The sequence below is a fragment of the Aquimarina sp. AU474 genome (genome assembly GCF_900312815.1).
Lineage (GTDB): Bacteria > Bacteroidota > Bacteroidia > Flavobacteriales > Flavobacteriaceae > Aquimarina.
Window position 1 is genome coordinate 1,021,254 of the sequence record NZ_OMPE01000009.1, and the last position, 15,483, is coordinate 1,036,736.

At 34.5% G+C, this 15,483-nt stretch carries 16 protein-coding genes; 2 read left to right on the plus strand and 14 right to left on the minus strand.

The window, feature by feature from the left end; genetic code table 11:
* Positions 1–26: 26 nt before the first annotated feature.
* Complete coding sequence (locus DK508_RS17945) at positions 27–617, minus strand: carboxymuconolactone decarboxylase family protein (protein ID WP_109302162.1); 591 nt, start codon at positions 615–617, stop codon at positions 27–29.
* Between the two features lie 128 nt (positions 618–745).
* Here DK508_RS17945 and recJ point away from each other — a divergent pair, with 128 nt between their 5' ends.
* Positions 746–2,431 carry a single-stranded-DNA-specific exonuclease RecJ gene (gene recJ, locus DK508_RS17950; RefSeq protein WP_109302163.1) on the plus strand — a complete coding sequence of 562 codons (1,686 nt, stop codon included), beginning with the start codon at positions 746–748 and terminating at the stop codon, positions 2,429–2,431.
* Between the two features lie 61 nt (positions 2,432–2,492).
* Positions 2,493–2,846, plus strand: a complete 354-nt coding sequence (locus DK508_RS17955; RefSeq protein ID WP_109302164.1) for a hypothetical protein — start codon at positions 2,493–2,495, stop codon at positions 2,844–2,846.
* Here the strand turns inward: DK508_RS17955 and DK508_RS17960 are convergent.
* The 13 genes from DK508_RS17960 to DK508_RS18020 form a co-directional block, all read right to left on the minus strand.
* Positions 2,839–3,771, minus strand: coding sequence for an alpha/beta fold hydrolase (locus tag DK508_RS17960; RefSeq protein ID WP_109302165.1), 933 nt, complete (start codon positions 3,769–3,771; stop codon positions 2,839–2,841). The two genes, DK508_RS17955 and DK508_RS17960, sit on opposite strands and share 8 nt — an antisense overlap.
* Before the next feature lie 142 nt (positions 3,772–3,913).
* Complete coding sequence (locus DK508_RS17965) at positions 3,914–5,458, minus strand: serine hydrolase domain-containing protein (RefSeq protein WP_160114783.1); 1,545 nt, start codon at positions 5,456–5,458, stop codon at positions 3,914–3,916.
* A gap of 213 nt (positions 5,459–5,671) precedes the next feature.
* Positions 5,672–6,256, minus strand: a complete 585-nt coding sequence (locus DK508_RS17970) for a helix-turn-helix domain-containing protein (protein ID WP_160114784.1) — start codon at positions 6,254–6,256, stop codon at positions 5,672–5,674.
* Between the two features lie 127 nt (positions 6,257–6,383).
* On the minus strand, positions 6,384–8,294 hold the full coding sequence (locus tag DK508_RS17975; RefSeq protein WP_160114785.1) for a hypothetical protein: 1,911 nt from the start codon (positions 8,292–8,294) through the stop codon (positions 6,384–6,386).
* Between the two features lie 115 nt (positions 8,295–8,409).
* A complete protein-coding gene (locus DK508_RS17980) occupies positions 8,410–8,862 on the minus strand; it encodes a 3-oxoacyl-ACP synthase (protein WP_109302169.1) in 453 nt (150 codons plus the stop codon).
* 79 nt (positions 8,863–8,941) lie between these two features.
* The gene (locus tag DK508_RS17985) at positions 8,942–9,481 is read right to left on the minus strand and encodes a hypothetical protein (protein ID WP_109302170.1); all 540 of its coding nucleotides are present in this window, start codon (positions 9,479–9,481) and stop codon (positions 8,942–8,944) included.
* A 97-nt stretch (positions 9,482–9,578) separates the two neighbouring features.
* On the minus strand, positions 9,579–10,253 hold the full coding sequence (mtgA, locus tag DK508_RS17990; RefSeq protein ID WP_109302171.1) for a monofunctional biosynthetic peptidoglycan transglycosylase: 675 nt from the start codon (positions 10,251–10,253) through the stop codon (positions 9,579–9,581).
* Positions 10,254–10,306: 53 nt separating this feature from the next.
* Positions 10,307–11,419, minus strand: a complete 1,113-nt coding sequence (locus DK508_RS17995; RefSeq protein ID WP_109302172.1) for an FAD-binding oxidoreductase — start codon at positions 11,417–11,419, stop codon at positions 10,307–10,309.
* Positions 11,420–11,490: 71 nt separating this feature from the next.
* On the minus strand, positions 11,491–12,840 hold the full coding sequence (gene accC / locus DK508_RS18000; protein ID WP_109302173.1) for an acetyl-CoA carboxylase biotin carboxylase subunit: 1,350 nt from the start codon (positions 12,838–12,840) through the stop codon (positions 11,491–11,493).
* 107 nt (positions 12,841–12,947) lie between these two features.
* Positions 12,948–13,451: an acetyl-CoA carboxylase biotin carboxyl carrier protein gene (accB, locus tag DK508_RS18005; protein ID WP_109302174.1), complete on the minus strand. Its 504-nt coding sequence runs from the start codon at positions 13,449–13,451 to the stop codon at positions 12,948–12,950.
* Between the two features lie 27 nt (positions 13,452–13,478).
* Positions 13,479–14,474 (minus strand): beta-ketoacyl-ACP synthase III, encoded by a 996-nt coding sequence (locus DK508_RS18010; protein WP_109302175.1) that lies wholly within the window; start codon positions 14,472–14,474, stop codon positions 13,479–13,481.
* 173 nt (positions 14,475–14,647) lie between these two features.
* Positions 14,648–14,845, minus strand: a complete 198-nt coding sequence (gene rpmF / locus DK508_RS18015; protein ID WP_024768393.1) for a 50S ribosomal protein L32 — start codon at positions 14,843–14,845, stop codon at positions 14,648–14,650.
* Positions 14,846–14,854: 9 nt separating this feature from the next.
* The gene (locus DK508_RS18020; RefSeq protein WP_109302176.1) at positions 14,855–15,397 is read right to left on the minus strand and encodes a DUF177 domain-containing protein; all 543 of its coding nucleotides are present in this window, start codon (positions 15,395–15,397) and stop codon (positions 14,855–14,857) included.
* Between the last annotated feature and the right edge of the window lie 86 nt (positions 15,398–15,483).

A 15,483-nucleotide genomic window follows, 5' to 3' on the forward strand; every position in this document is an offset into this window, starting at 1 on the left:
TTTATACTATTTATTCTTTTCAATTGTTACACGTGTTTTCCTTTTTCCCAACCATGTTTTCCTAGATATTTTTCTCCAGATTCGATAGCGCCTTCTTCTACCATTGTACCCATAGAATCATTCCATCTATTTAAATATCCGAATAAAGAAATTACGCCTAACATCTCTACGATTTCTCCTTCATCCCAATACTTGTATAATTCTTGTTTTATAGTATCGTCTACGGCATTTGGTATTATAGATGCTGCCATCGAAAAATCTAGCGCCGCTCGCTCAGCATCACTAAAAGAAGGATGAGTTTTATATTCCCAAATATTATCTAGTTGTTCTTGTTCTGCACCATATCGTTCTGCAGCTCTAATAGCATGAGCTTGGCAATACCTGCAACCAGTAGCATTGCTACTAACCCATGCAATCATACGTTTTAAAGCAGATGTCACCCGACCTTCGTTAGCCATTACTGCTTTATTAAGATTAATGAATGCTTTAGAAATAGCAGGTCTTCTCTGCATGGTTAGTACCGAATTTGGACAAAAACCAAGAGTTTCATTAAAGAATTCTGCGAGTTTTTTGGTTTCTTGATCATGATCTGCTGATAATGGAGTCACTAATGCCATATGTATGTATAATTTTTAAGTTGAACCTAATTTTTAATAAGGCAAAATACAAAACTAATGGCAAATCTATCACCGTCTGTATGTTTTTTGTACTTTGGATTTTTTAATCTTTGGAATATATAGAATAGATGAGATGGACACTCAAAACTGAACCCAATAAAGTTGTTGTAAACACCCTAGCAAAAGCCTTAAACGTAGATACAATTATAGCTTCACTTTTGGTGCAAAGAGGAATAGAAACTTTTGATCAGGCCAAAAAATTCTTTAGACCTTCACTTACAGATCTTCATGACCCTTTTTTAATGAAAGATATGGATTTGGCAGTGGCAAGAATAGAGAAAGCCACTGTCGAGAATGAAAATATAATGGTATATGGGGATTATGATGTTGATGGTACTACGTCTGTTGCATTAATGTCTTCATATTTGAAAACTATGTCCACACAAATTACGACATATATTCCCGATCGATATGATGAGGGATATGGGGTTTCATATCAAGGGATTGATTATGCACATGATAATGATATTTCGTTAATCGTTGCTTTGGATTGTGGCATTAAAGCCATAGAAAAAGTTGCATATGCCAAGTCAAAAGGAATTGATTTTATTATTTGCGACCATCATAGGCCTGGAGATGAAATACCGGATGCAATAGCCGTATTAGATCCCAAAAGGGAAGACTGTATGTATCCGTACAAAGAGCTATGCGGTTGTGGTGTGGGTTTTAAATTGATACAAGGATTAGCTTCAAGAAGAGGGCAATCTATTGATGATTTATTTCAGTATTTGGATTTGGTAGCGACGGCAATAGGAGCTGATATTGTACCAATTACAGGAGAAAACAGAGTTCTAGCATATTATGGACTACAAGTTATTAATGCCGCACCAAGAATTGGTTTTAAAGCAATGTTATCTCATGTTAAAAAAGACACCCTAACAATTACTGATGTAGTATTTATGATAGCTCCGCGTATCAATGCAGCGGGAAGAATGAAACATGGATTACATGCTGTAAATCTATTGGTTGAAGATGATTTGGAAACAGCTTCTCAATTCGCTTCTGAAATAGAGGTGTATAATAGTGACCGAAAAGATACCGATAAAAGTATCACCGAGAAAGCACTATTACAAATACATGAAAATAAAGAAGAAAATAGATTTACCACAGTGGTGTACGAAAAAGATTGGCATAAAGGAGTGATTGGTATTGTTGCATCACGGTTAACCGAAACATATTATCGCCCAACATTGGTTTTTACCAAGAGTGGTGAAAAATTAGCGGCATCGGCTCGCTCGGTAAAGGGGTTTGATGTATATAATGCACTTGAGGCTTGTTCTGAGCATATCGAGCAATTTGGAGGACATAAATATGCAGCAGGTTTAACATTGCTCGAAGAGCAATATGAAGCCTTTAAGCAAAAATTTGAAGAGGTAGTAGCGACTACAATTGATACGAAATTATTGATTCCAGAAATTACTATCGATATGACAATTGAGTTAGAGGATATTACTCCCAAATTCTATAGAATACTTAAACAACTAGCCCCTTTTGGGCCAGGAAATATGGCTCCAGTATTTATGACAGAGGAGTTGCAAGATACCGGCTACGGAAAATGTGTTGGTGCCGATGATAAACATCTTAAATGTAAGGTGCAAAAAAATAGAGTTTCGATAGGGACTATTGGATTTGGATTAGGTGCTAAGAAAAATCTGATCGCGGCAAAACAATCTTTTAAGGCGGCATATACTATTGATGAAAATGAATGGAATGGCGAGGTTTCTCTTCAATTGAAGTTAAAAGATATAAATTAACTTATTTTTATTTAGATTGATTATAAATAATGTTTATTTTTGAATCAAAATAAGATTCATAATGAACGCTATTGATAAAATTTACAGCAATGAAATGGGGATATCTTTCTTTTGGAAAAAAGAAATGAATATGGCCATGCCTAGAGTTCAGTTGGTATTTAGAGACATTGGTTTCTTGCTCACTTTAAATGAGTTGAAAGATTTTTCAGATGCTTGCTCTACAACCATACAGTCACATTGTTGCAAAGAGTGCCAAGATCCACAGCATTGTAAATCATTACTGCTAAGAACCCCATCAGATAAAATAGACCTTGCTGTAAACCGAGAAGAGATACATCAAATACAAGAGCTTATCAATGGTACTATTTTTAGGATCGAGCTTAAACTTTGGGTAAAAGAGCTAAGTCTTAATTAAGGAAATCAAGAATTTTATATGCTATTTCCTTGCCTTTGGTTTCTTGTAGAAAATGTTTTTCGTCTACAAAATGAATATCTTCGTTTTTTACTCCAAGAGCATTAGCCGCACGAGTTTGTTGTGGTGGCCATTGTAGCATAGTATCATGAATACCCCAAATTACCGAAACAGGAATGTTTAGTTTTTCAAAAACATCAGAATAATCAGGTAAGTCGTTGCAGGTTTGACTAAAGAAGTAATACATCGCATGGGTTTTACCCTCTAATAGTGGAGTTTTATATCCTTCTACATCTAGGGCATTAAGAGTGTTTTCTTTTAATCCTTCATTAAATAATTTTTTAAGTAAAGTGTTTGTGGTCACCCCATTTCTATATGCCCACATGGCCGTTTTGGCAAGACCACCAGGTTTCATTCGTACAGGAGGATAGAATCCTTCTTCGTATATAATTGTATTGAGTACAATTAGTTTTTCGACTTTATTAGGGCTTTGTTTTATAAGTTCCCAAGTCCACAACCCACCGGCATCATGCATAACATGAGACCAGGATTCTATCCCCAAAGATGCCATCAGTTCTAATAATCGTTTGGCATGGTTTTCATTATTATAGATCTCAAAACCTTCAGGAGAATCACTAGAACCATACCCTAACATATCCGGAACGATTACTCGGTAGCCTCGCGCTACAAGTGGATCAATCATTTTTCGATACAACCAACCCGAAGTGGGTACGCCATGCAATAATAAAATAGCCGGCCCTTTTCCTTTATCTATATATTTCATTAAGCCATCATCTGTGGGGTATAATCTTTGATCGGCTCTAAAATCTTCATAAGTAATCTGGTTTTTTCTGGTTTTGGTATTTTCATATGGTTTACACGAATAGAGTAGTATCCCAAATAGGGCTAACACAAAAAACTTCTGCATGGTAGTGATGATTTATAAGTTAGCAATTTACTTAAAATCCTTTTTGTATGCTATAGTGTTTATAAATTTAATAAAAAGACCACTCTTTTTTTAGTTGACTTTATCGATTTTGGATAAACCCCATAAACTACATCCCACTTTTTTACTCTTCCAGTTTTTTTATTGCTTTAGACAAATTAGTCTTATATACATCTAGATGTTGGCTATTTTTGTTTTGTGCAATTTCTACAGCTTTCTTATAACTTTCTACCGCTTCATGGTATTTTTTGCATATCATATAGCCTTCTCCTAGACTATCCCATGCATTTGCAGAATTAGGGGATTTTTTTACGTTTTCATGAAAGAATTCTAGAGCAAATTCGCATTGGTTGATCTGTAAAAAATCATAACCTGCTCTATTAAGGTCTGATTCTCTGGGATTAAAATCTGTAAAGAAAACATTCTTTAGGCTATCCGCTTTTACCTGTTGTTCATTTTTAATATATAGATACATAATTCCGGTAATAGAGTTTGTTGACGGTAAAACCTTATACCCGCATAGTTTAGATAATTTAGAAAAATATGTGTTCAAAGCTTTAATACCGCCTTGCGATTCAAAATTAGATAGAGAGCCTCTATCTGGATACCCGTCTAATCTATATTTATCTTCTAATCCATGGGTTGTAAGATAGATTTGATGTATTATTTCTTTATCTTTTAGAGGGTGAACATTTGCCAAAAAAATGATAGTTGTTCCATCATCAAACAACGTTATCGAAGAATTAAAACCTGGTAAAGTACCTCCGTGCGTATACATGCGAACATTTGTGTTACGCTCTATTAAATCATCCCAATTGCGCATCCATCCATAGCAATACCCATCTTTATTTGGGGTTAACATTTTTGCTGTTAGTTCCTTAGACAATATAGTATTATTTCTAATGGCTTCGCTCCAAATAAACAAATCTTCAACAGTAGAATGCATACCACCGGTACTATATTTATTAGATTGATCTCTAAATGGAGCAGTATTAAACTTACCTCCTTGTTTTGTGATCAACCAATCAAACCCTTCTAATTCTCTAAAATTATATCCTTGAGCAACTTGATTAGCTATAAAATCGTTACTCTCAAATCCTGTGTTTTTTAAACCTAACGGTTGTACAATAGATTTTTGTAATAATTCATTATACGTTTGCCTAGATGTTTCTTCTAGTATTGCTCCTAAAAGAATATACCCTAAGCTACTATAGTGATAGGAAGTGCCAGGAGTATGTATTAACTTGGTATTTCCGATTAATTTGGCAAAACTTTTAGGAGTGTATTGAGTAGAAAAAAAAGAAGAGGCACGTATTCCTATTTTTTCTAAGCCTTCGTAATGTGGTAATCCAGAAGTATGAGATAACAACTGATGGATTGTAATCTGATCTCCAAGATCTTTAGAGAAATATGGAAGGTGTTTAGATATAGAGTCGGTTAAATTAAGCTTACCTTTTTCGATCATTTGCATGATTAACATAGCCGTAAATTGCTTGGTTACAGATGCAATACTAAATTTGGTTTCGATGGTATTGGGTGCTTTTGTTTCTTTACTGGCATGTCCGTATGCTTTTTTGAAAAGTACCTTTCCGTCTTTGGCTACTAGTACTGCTCCACTAAATGGGCTTTTTATTTTTTTTCTTTGACCACTAGATTCATAGCTACTCATTAGTTGATCTAGATTTGCCGGCCGTTGGGTACAGGATTGAATAAGCACTACTATTAGAGCTAAACACAACAATCTAATAAGCGGTTTTATAAACAAGGTTTTCATTTTTTGATATAGTATTGATTCCCTGCAAATGTATTGGTAGAGAGGTGTAGACCTTGCGTCAATAGTATGACATTCTTATGTCACTTTGTGTTTTTGATTTAAAAACTGTTAGAATAAATTAGGAACGAAATGAAGAATATTAGTGTCGGATTTGTTAAGTTTTATGGTTGTATTTAACATGAAAACTATGTTGAATACTACACAAAACAGATAGGATAATGGACTCATGAATTTCCCGATCCCGCTATCTTCCGTAAAAATTTTTAAGAGTAAAGGAATTGAAAAAAAGATCATAATGGTAAGGATAGTCCATAGGATTTGAAAGCTTACTATTTTTCCGGCTTGGGCATTTAATTTTTGTAATTTTTTATTTTTTTTCCAAACAATAATCGGAAGTATAATATTAAATACAGGAAACAAAATAACGCCTAGAGTAGAGAAATTAATTTGTTTAAGAAGTGATATTTCATGATCAATGCGGTTTGGTTCGGAATGTACTTCGGTTAATTCTGAAGGCTTTATTTCTAATGCTTCTGCGAGTGTTCTTAGTGTAAACGACCTAGGATTTACAGTTCCTTTTTCAATTCGCTGTATAGTACGAAGCGAGACATTAGAAATTTCGGCTAGAGATTCTTGGGATAGTCCTTTAGTTTTTCGTAGTTGGATTATTTTTTTGGCTAAGTATTTGTTCACTTCTAAATAATATTGATTATTTGTCCTTAGCAATTTACTTAAAATGATTTTGGTAAACCATAATGTTTAGGAATCAAATATCGCATTATGATTCCTAAACAATATAGTTGTTATCCTTTTGATTGTTCTATGGTTTAGAAATGCCTTCGAAATGATAAATCAATTTATAAGTTATGTTATTGTCTCCAATAAATTTGAAATCAATAGAACTATTAAAATCTTCAGTTCCAGATTGTGGACCAAGTAAATCGGGAGTAGTTAAAAAATTTGCAAAACCTTCATTTCCAATAGTCGTTGAGGTAAAACCACTGTTACCATTGAGATTAGAATATACACCAGAAACCTTGTAGGTCTGGCTTCTGCTGGCATTTGAGTTATTTACATCATACATTAATACTTTTAAAGTTCCTTCCCATGGCACAGAGGTTTTTATAAGTTTTATGGTTTGCGGGCCTCCAGTACCGGTAACTTGAATAGAGCCAGTTGCTTCAGATATTTCAAATTTTGATTCTGTAAGATCTAGATATTTTGAAGGATTTTCTCCTATATAGTTTTTTTCTGTCCTACCATTAATATTATAACTAAATACACCATTACCAGTTCTGTCATAAATATCTGTAATGGGATCAATATTCCAATTTTGAACCAATAAATTGCTAGGTTTACAATAACCATAGCCATTATAATTTGATTCAATAAGATTATATTGTTGCCCTGGGCCATATGTGTTAACAAAAATATCTTGTTTGTCTTCTTTAATTGGGTTTTCTCGCTGAATAGTGAAGTTAATAAAGCGACAGTCAACAGGTTGAATTTGACTATTGAGTAAAGTAATCGTATGGCTTTGTTGTTCTAAGTCTTGAACCAATTGAAAAAATATATTTTCAAAAGTTACTCTAGTTGCATCTGCAATTATACCTACACCATTTGAAGTTTCTATATGTACATTCTTAATCTCTACAGGACCATCATGATTGGTTATAGGGCCTTTGATACCTTCAATAATAAATGGAACAGTTAAGTTGTTATTAAGTTCCGACTTGGCTCCACGTACTATAGCATCAGAGAAAACCAACCCCATAGATTGAACCGAGTGTAAAACATAGTCTACATAAGGCTCGGCAACGATATTACTAATTCGTGTACCATCTCCTTTTTTAATGTACATACATCTATTTACCGTTTCAAACTTTAGCTGCGATAGTGTAAGGCCATCGGAGTACCCTCCCAAATAGATGCCGTATACAAAATCATTAAATGTACAATTATCTATAACGATTCTTTGTACCCATGTAGAAACACTATCATCATCTCCTCCTTTAATGGCGTATGTGTTGAAGTTTCTATTATTACCTCGAAAGTTAATTCCTTCTATATGAGCATTTACACTTCTTTTATTTGATGTGCCATCATAACCTAAATGAAAAAGAATGGTGTTTGTTGGCTTATTAATTAGTTCGAGCGTACTTCCAATTAACTGATTCGTTCTATCGGTTAATGAACCTACTATTTTAAATGGTTTAGTGCCGTTGTTTATATATAACTCATCAACATAATATGTGCCTACAGGTAATTTAATAGGCACTCCTATGTCTATTGAAGTATTGATGGTTTTCTGAAAAGCAATTGTCGAATTAAAATTACTATTGTTCGGTTTAACTCCAAACCATTGCGGGTATAGGTATTCTATTTGCGGGGTTCCCGAAATTGTTCCTAAACCATCAAAAATTGGATATAGTCCTGCAGTAATATTTCCATTAATAGTAAGCTTTGCAGTATTCTCAATAATTAATTTGTTTCCCTTGAAAAAATTAAGATTTATACCCTCGGGGATTGTAAAGTCTTCTTTTATAGTTACATCTCCTTTTATAGTTATGGTTCCATTCCCGTTTAGATTATTGGGATTATAAATGGCGTCTTGTAATACATTATTCGTATTTGGGTTATTGTCTTGTATCCCACCAAGAATAACAACTTCTGTCGCTTGTCCAAAAGTTGTTAATGAGATTAAAATCATCAAAATGGTTATTCGTATCATCGTTATTTTTTTTAAGTAATTATGAAGATTGTATGCTTTATGTCTGAAAAAAGGAAAATGTTACCAGTAAAATTAAAAGATCTGAGTTTCATTTTTCGGAACTAAGAAGTTTTTATTAGGAGATTTCTGTGATGATAATCTGATTTCCATTAAAACTAAAACCATCTCCAGACTTTTTGCCTAATAGTAATTTACCAATAGGAGAATTAGCCGCTATTGCAAAATATGAAGTGCTATTAATTGTTATTTTCCCTACCGATATACTTAAAAAATAATTGGCTTGCGAGGTTGAAACCAAGCTGCCTAAGTGAGCATAACCAGAAGAAGATGAAATGTCAATTTTAGAAAGAATCTCTTGTAATTTTTGTGCTTCGGCAAGTTGTGCCCCTGATTTTTCACGTTCTAATTGCAACATTGCACGACCAGTTTCATGTTTATCGCCAGCGGTACTTTTGGTCTCAGAATGTAAAGATTCTTGAATATTTATAATTCTTTGTTCGATTCGATTTAACCTATTTTGTACAAATTGCTGGCAATGATGATATAACTCTTCTTTTGTCGATTTCAACTACATGAATTTAGATTTCAAGATATAATATCTGAGCTAGATAAAAAAGAATAAGTAAGGCTAAAAATTAAAAAAAGAATTACATTTTTGGCAAAAAAATATTTGCAATCCCTTCTAAGTATCCCGTAGAATGATATCTAAACTGAATATGTCTTGACTCTTCGGCAATTAAGGCTATTTCGTCAATTTGGATTCTTGGATCATCTTTGAAATATATTTGGGTTTCTAGAGTAGTATACCCTTTGGCAGAAATTCTATAGTGAAAATGTCTGGCTCTGTATCCATATACTCCTGGTCTTATAGTTTTTACTTTGTATTCTCCTTGTGTATTAGTGATGCTATACCCAGACAAGGTAGATTGAGAAGGAAAATAGAAATTACCATCTGTATGATAGGCACCAGCATCATCTGCATGCCAAATTTCGATATGTGCACCAGATATAGGTTGGTTGTTTTTATTGTAGATTTTTCCACTAATCATAGTTGGTATTCCAGGTAGATTTTTAGTGTTGAGGTTTACAACTTCAGGAGAATTTGAGTTCGAAATCCTTTGATTATTCTGGTTTACTAAATGATGCGAGACTATAGTAGGTTTATGCGTAGCGAGGTCATTTCTCATACTATTTTATATTTAGATTATAAAGAGGGCTTTATAATAGAACAAGATACTAGGGCTTTACCCTACTTGATAAGTATATTATTTTTTTTCAAATCTGCTATTCTGATAATAAAAGTGAACCATAATTACGCATTTGTATTACGATCCATGCCTTTCTTTTTTGAGTATATGAGGAGGCTGGATTGGCCAAGTATTTTCTTGGGTTTGGTAAAATAGCTGCAATTGCCGCAGCCTCTTCTTTGTTTAAATTTGCTGCCGAGGTATTAAACCAAAACTTTGCTGCAGCTTCGGCTCCATATATTCCGTTACCCATTTCTATGCTGTTCAAATACACTTCAAGGATTCGTTCTTTGCTCCAAAATGATTCTATCAAAAAAGTGAAATAGATTTCAAACCCTTTACGAACCCAACTGCGATGTGGCCATAAAAACACGTTTTTGGCGGTTTGTTGTGAAATTGTACTGGCTCCTCTTAATCGTTTGCCAGCTTTATGCTCTACAATAGCTTTTTCTATCGCCTTTTTATCAAATCCACGATGCTTCATAAATCTTTGGTCTTCGCTACAAATAACGGCTAATTGTAACTCTTTAGAAATTTGGGATAACGTCTTCCATCGATGTTGTATAGTATGTCTTTGTGTAGATTGCAATTTACGTATACCCATTAAAGGAGTCGCAGGAACATCGATCCATTTATATGCCAACACCCAAAGCACACTTATAATTATAAATGCAATTACGCTTTTGAATATGAATCGAAAGAGTTTTTTCATGAGTACAAATTAATGATATCCAAGCTACGAAATAAGAGATACTACTTAGTGTTTTACAAAAGATCGGCTAATTCTGTGCCAATTAAACTTCCGATAGCAACACCCATTCCGCCAAGACGAACCCCACAATATACATTGTTTGATATTTGTTTAACGACAGCTTCTTTTTTTTGGCCAACTCCCATGATGCCACTCCAGCGATGTTCGATTTCAAAAGAGGTGTCTGGTAAAATAACTTCGCTCAATATCTTCTCTAATTGGGTTTGTACCAATTGGGTTTGTCCAAAATTGGTGGTTTCTTCGGCTTTAAAATCAAGGTTTCTTCCTCCTCCAAATAAAATTCTATTATCTATATTTCTGAAATAATAATAGCCTTTATCCAAATGAAAAGTTCCTTTAATATGTAAATCTTTTATGGGTTGGGTAATTAGAACTTGTGCTCGGGCAGGTTTTACTTTTTGCAAACCTAGTTGCTCAGCAAAACCATTTGTTGCGATCAATACTTTATTAGAAGAAAACGTAAATTGATCCGTATTTATTTTTACCGAAGTGTTAAGATTTTGAATTGCGGTAACCGTACAGCTGTTTAAAATTTTAATACCAGCCTCTTGAACTTTGTTGAGCAAGGCTTCCATCATTTTACCAGTGTCTATCTGACCCTCATATTGATTTACTAAATATTGAGGTTGAATGTTTTTAAAATTGAAGATGTTATTTTGTACGGTAAACACAGTATCCTTAAAGATTGATTTTAAGAGTGTGTTGATTTCTTCTTTTTTTGAAATGCATTCTTCAAATAATGTTTGATCATCTAACGTAAAAAGTTCGTATCCATAATGGGGGAGATAATTGATAACTTGATCTCCTAGTGTTTTTCTTAACAATTGAAGTCCAGTATATCTTTTTTGAATTAATTGCAATGCCTCTTGTTCGGTATGTGATTTGAGGTCATCAATAATTTCGGATAAGCTTCCAAAACAGGCAAACCCTGCATTTTTGGTGCTTGCTCCATTTGGTAATATTCCTCGTTCTAGGATAAGAATTTTTGCGGCAGGAAACTTTTGTTTTAATCTAAGTGCACAACTTAGACCTACAATCCCGCTACCCACTATAGTAAAGTCTATATTGGATAGCCAAGTTTTATATTCCCAATAACTGAAATTCATCTATACATAATAATAAAACGAAGATAGAATGATTTCATAAAAAAAGCCTCATTACTGAGGCTTGATTTTATTTAATTTTCGGGTTCTGCCATTTCAAAATCTTCCATGAACTTGGTAGTATAGTTCCCTGAAACATAATCTGGATGATCCATCAATTGCCTGTGAAAAGGCACAGTTGTTTTTATTCCTTCAACAACAAACTCATCTAGAGCTCTTTTCATTTTGTTGATCGCTTCTTCACGAGTTTGTGCAGTTGTGATCAATTTTGCAATCATAGAATCATAGTTTGGAGGAATAATATAGCCACTATACACGTGAGTATCTATTCGTACACCATGTCCACCAGGAATATGTAAATTGGTTATTTTACCTGGAGAAGGACGAAAATCCTTATACGGATCTTCGGCATTGATTCTACATTCGATTGAGTGCAATTGTGGGTAATAATTTTTACCAGAAATAGGTACTCCAGCGGCAACCAATATTTGTTCTCTTATCAAATCATAATCAACCACTTGTTCGGTGATTGGATGTTCTACCTGGATACGAGTATTCATTTCCATGAAGTAGAAATTACGGTGTTTGTCTACCAAAAACTCTACAGTTCCAGCACCTTCATATTTAATATATTCTGCAGCTTTTACAGCAGCTTCTCCCATATTTTTACGCAGTTCATCTGTCATAAAAGGAGAAGGAGTTTCTTCGGTTAGTTTTTGATGTCTACGTTGTACAGAGCAATCTCTTTCTGATAGGTGACAAGCTCTACCATTACTATCTCCAACTATTTGTATCTCGATATGGCGAGGCTCTTCAATAAGCTTTTCCATATACATGTCATCGTTACCAAAGGCAGCTTTACTTTCTTGTCTGGCAGATTCCCATGCATTTTGCAGGTCTTCTTCTTTCCAAACTGCACGCATACCTTTACCACCACCACCAGCACTAGCTTTAAGCATTACTGGATAGCCAGTTTCTTGGGCTACTTTTATACATGTTTCAAAATCCGGAATTACACCTTCACTTCCTGGTACACAAGGCACACCAGCTTCAATCATAGTGGATTTAGCCGAAGCTTTATCCCCCATTCTATCAATCATCTCGGCACTAGCACCGATAAACTTTATTTCGTGTTCTTCACAAATTTTAGAAAATTTAGCATTTTCAGATAAAAAACCGTAACCAGGATGTATTGCATCTGCATTGGTAATCTCTGCAGCAGCGATAATATTGGACATCTTTAAATACGATTCACTACTTGGTGCTGGTCCAATACAAACCGCTTCGTCTGCGAAACGCACATGTAAACTTTCGGCATCAGCTGTAGAATAGACCGCTACGGATTTAATCCCCATTTCTTTGCAGGTTCTGATCACACGCATTGCGATCTCACCTCTATTTGCAATTAGAATTTTTTTAAACATAACTTCTTAGAAATTTTAAATTTCAAATTCTGAGTGTAAACCTTAATTAAGTGTGCTGCCAAAAAGGAGGCACGTATAGGGTTTGCAATTAGAATTTTAAAATTGGGTTATGATGGGTCTACTAAGAAAAGTGGTTGATCAAACTCTACAGGTGAAGAATCGTCAACCAATACTTTTACTATTTTACCAGAAACTTCACTTTCGATTTCGTTGAAAAGTTTCATTGCTTCAATAATACAAAGCACGTCACCTTCTTTTATGGTATTACCTACCTCAACAAAAGTTGGTTTGTCTGGTGATGGTTTTCTATACAGCGTTCCTATGATAGGAGATTTGATCGTTATGTATTTCGAATTGTCTTCTTCAGATGCGCTTTCTGTTGGTGCAGCTGGAGTTGCAGCTACGGGCGCTGCAGCCTGTTGTACAGGTATTGCTGCAGGTTGAGGTGCTACTGCATTGCCAACAGGGATCTGTTGTACAATTGTAGTTTCCTTGCTCTCATCTGAAGCAGTTCTGATGGTGATTTTAACGTCATCCATCTCTAATTTTACTTCGCTAGCTCCTGATTTGGCTACGAATTTAATTAAATTCTGAATTTCTTTTAAATCCATAATATTGGGTATTGTGTGTTTAGTTGTTTAGGAGTTATAGGCCCATTTTAAGTAAATAGAACCCCAAGTAAAACCTCCACCGAAGGAAGCGAATACTATATTATCTCCTTTTTTGAGTTGTTTTTCGTAATCGTGCAATAATAATGGTAATGTAGCCGAGGTGGTATTACCATATCTTTGGATATTCATCAAAACTTTGTTCTGATCTAATCCCATTCTATTAGCGGTAGCGTCAATAATACGTTTATTAGCTTGATGAGCGACCAACCAATTTACGTCGTCACCAGTTAAATTATTGCGCTCTAGGATTTTTGTACTGGCATCTGCCATATTAGAAACGGCATATTTAAATACAGTTTTTCCGTCTTGTTGTACAAAATGCTGTCTGTTGGCTACGGTTTCTTCAGATGGAGGTAATATAGATCCTCCAGCCTCAATTTTTAAAAATTCTCGTCCTATACCATCTGTTCTTAGGTATTCATCTTGTAGCCCAAAACCTTCTTCATTAGGTTCAAAAAGTACAGCTCCACCACCATCTCCAAAAATGATACATGTAGCTCGATCAGTATAATCAATTATAGAAGACATTTTATCGGCTCCTATAAGTAGTATTTTTTTGTATCGACCAGATTCTATATAACTCGATGCAGTGGACATTCCGTATAAAAAGCTCGAACAAGCTGCTTGCAAATCGTAAGAAAATGCATTTACAGCACCTATTTTTGATGCGGCATATGCGGCTGTTGCAGCAACAGGAAGATCAGGAGTTGCAGTGGCAAAAATGACCATATCAATCTCTTTTGGATCGAGATTTTTTTTAGCGATCAGATCTTCGGCTGCTTTGATTCCTAAATAGGAACTTCCTTTGTCTTTATCTTTTAGTATTCTTCTTTCTTTAATACCTGTACGAGTGGTGATCCATTCATCGTTTGTGTCAACCATAGTTTCCAAAATCTTATTGGTTAACACATAGTCTGGCACGTAAGCGCCTACAGCTGTGATAGCGGCTGTGATTTTACTCATATCTTGATTTTAGTGTCACGACTATTTAGTGCAAAAATGCTTAAAAAAGTCGTTGAAATTACTAAATTATATGCAAATATGGCGCAAAATAACTTGATTTTGACACATATTCAACTAAAAACAAAAAAACTCTCACTTTTGTGAGAGCTTTATATATAATTTTAACAGTAACCTTAAGCTACTTCTTCTTCTGTGTTATCGATAACGATTTGACCACGGTAATATAATTTACCTTCGTGCCAGTGAGCTCTGTGATATAAATGCGCTTCTCCTGTTGTAGGATCAGTTGCTATTTGTGGTACAGAAGCTTTATAATGAGTTCTTCTTTTATCTCTTCTGGTTTTCGATATTTTTCTCTTAGGATGTGCCATTGCTAGATATTATTTATCGTTTAATAAATTTTTTAATTTGTCCCAACGAGGATCCGTTTCCTCATTGTTATTTTCTGTTGTTTTCTCTTCTTTTGGACTTAGTTCGTCTAACCTTTCAAGTATGTCTGATTCTAATGTACCATCTTCAACGCCAGGATGTACTCTTTTTGAAGGTACACCTAAGACAATAAGTTCATAAATATATTGTTGAATATTTACTTCATATTCTCCGTGAGGAAGAATAAGAAGTTCTTCATTTTCATTATTATACTCATCTCCAAATTTAACTACCAAAAAGAATTCATCTTCAACAGGTAGATCAAAAGGTTCGTTAGTAAGATCGCAATTTACATTTACAGTTCCAGTTGCGGTAAATTGAAGTTCTAGCATAGTTGCCTTTTTGTTAAACTCCAGATCAACTCTTACTGTAGATGCATTAAATTCGTCATACTCAAAATGTTCAAAGAACGTATTGTCAATTTGATACTCAAACTGGTGTAATCCTTGTTTCAGCCCAACAAAAGGAATAGTATACTCTTTTAGTTGTTTCATTCTATCATCAGTTTCGAGTGCCTACCAATTTGGTAAAGGCGGGTGCAAAGATAATAAAATTTCAATATGAAAGTACTTTTGTAAAC

Bases quoted from the DNA above. Each gene is read 5' to 3' on its own strand.
- DK508_RS17945 (WP_109302162.1), bottom strand. From the start codon at position 617: ATGGCATTAGTGACTCCATTATCAGCAGATCATGATCAAGAAACCAAA.
- recJ (WP_109302163.1), top strand. From the start codon at position 746: ATGAGATGGACACTCAAAACTGAACCCAATAAAGTTGTTGTAAACACC.
- DK508_RS17955 (WP_109302164.1), top strand. From the start codon at position 2,493: ATGAACGCTATTGATAAAATTTACAGCAATGAAATGGGGATATCTTTC.
- DK508_RS17960 (WP_109302165.1), bottom strand. From the start codon at position 3,771: ATGCAGAAGTTTTTTGTGTTAGCCCTATTTGGGATACTACTCTATTCG.
- DK508_RS17965 (WP_160114783.1), bottom strand. From the start codon at position 5,458: ATGAGTAGCTATGAATCTAGTGGTCAAAGAAAAAAAATAAAAAGCCCA.
- DK508_RS17975 (WP_160114785.1), bottom strand. From the start codon at position 8,294: ATGATACGAATAACCATTTTGATGATTTTAATCTCATTAACAACTTTT.
- DK508_RS17985 (WP_109302170.1), bottom strand. From the start codon at position 9,481: ATGAGAAATGACCTCGCTACGCATAAACCTACTATAGTCTCGCATCAT.
- mtgA (WP_109302171.1), bottom strand. From the start codon at position 10,253: ATGAAAAAACTCTTTCGATTCATATTCAAAAGCGTAATTGCATTTATA.
- DK508_RS17995 (WP_109302172.1), bottom strand. From the start codon at position 11,419: ATGAATTTCAGTTATTGGGAATATAAAACTTGGCTATCCAATATAGAC.
- accC (WP_109302173.1), bottom strand. From the start codon at position 12,840: ATGTTTAAAAAAATTCTAATTGCAAATAGAGGTGAGATCGCAATGCGT.
- accB (WP_109302174.1), bottom strand. From the start codon at position 13,451: ATGGATTTAAAAGAAATTCAGAATTTAATTAAATTCGTAGCCAAATCA.
- DK508_RS18010 (WP_109302175.1), bottom strand. From the start codon at position 14,474: ATGAGTAAAATCACAGCCGCTATCACAGCTGTAGGCGCTTACGTGCCA.
- rpmF (WP_024768393.1), bottom strand. From the start codon at position 14,845: ATGGCACATCCTAAGAGAAAAATATCGAAAACCAGAAGAGATAAAAGA.
- DK508_RS18020 (WP_109302176.1), bottom strand. From the start codon at position 15,397: ATGAAACAACTAAAAGAGTATACTATTCCTTTTGTTGGGCTGAAACAA.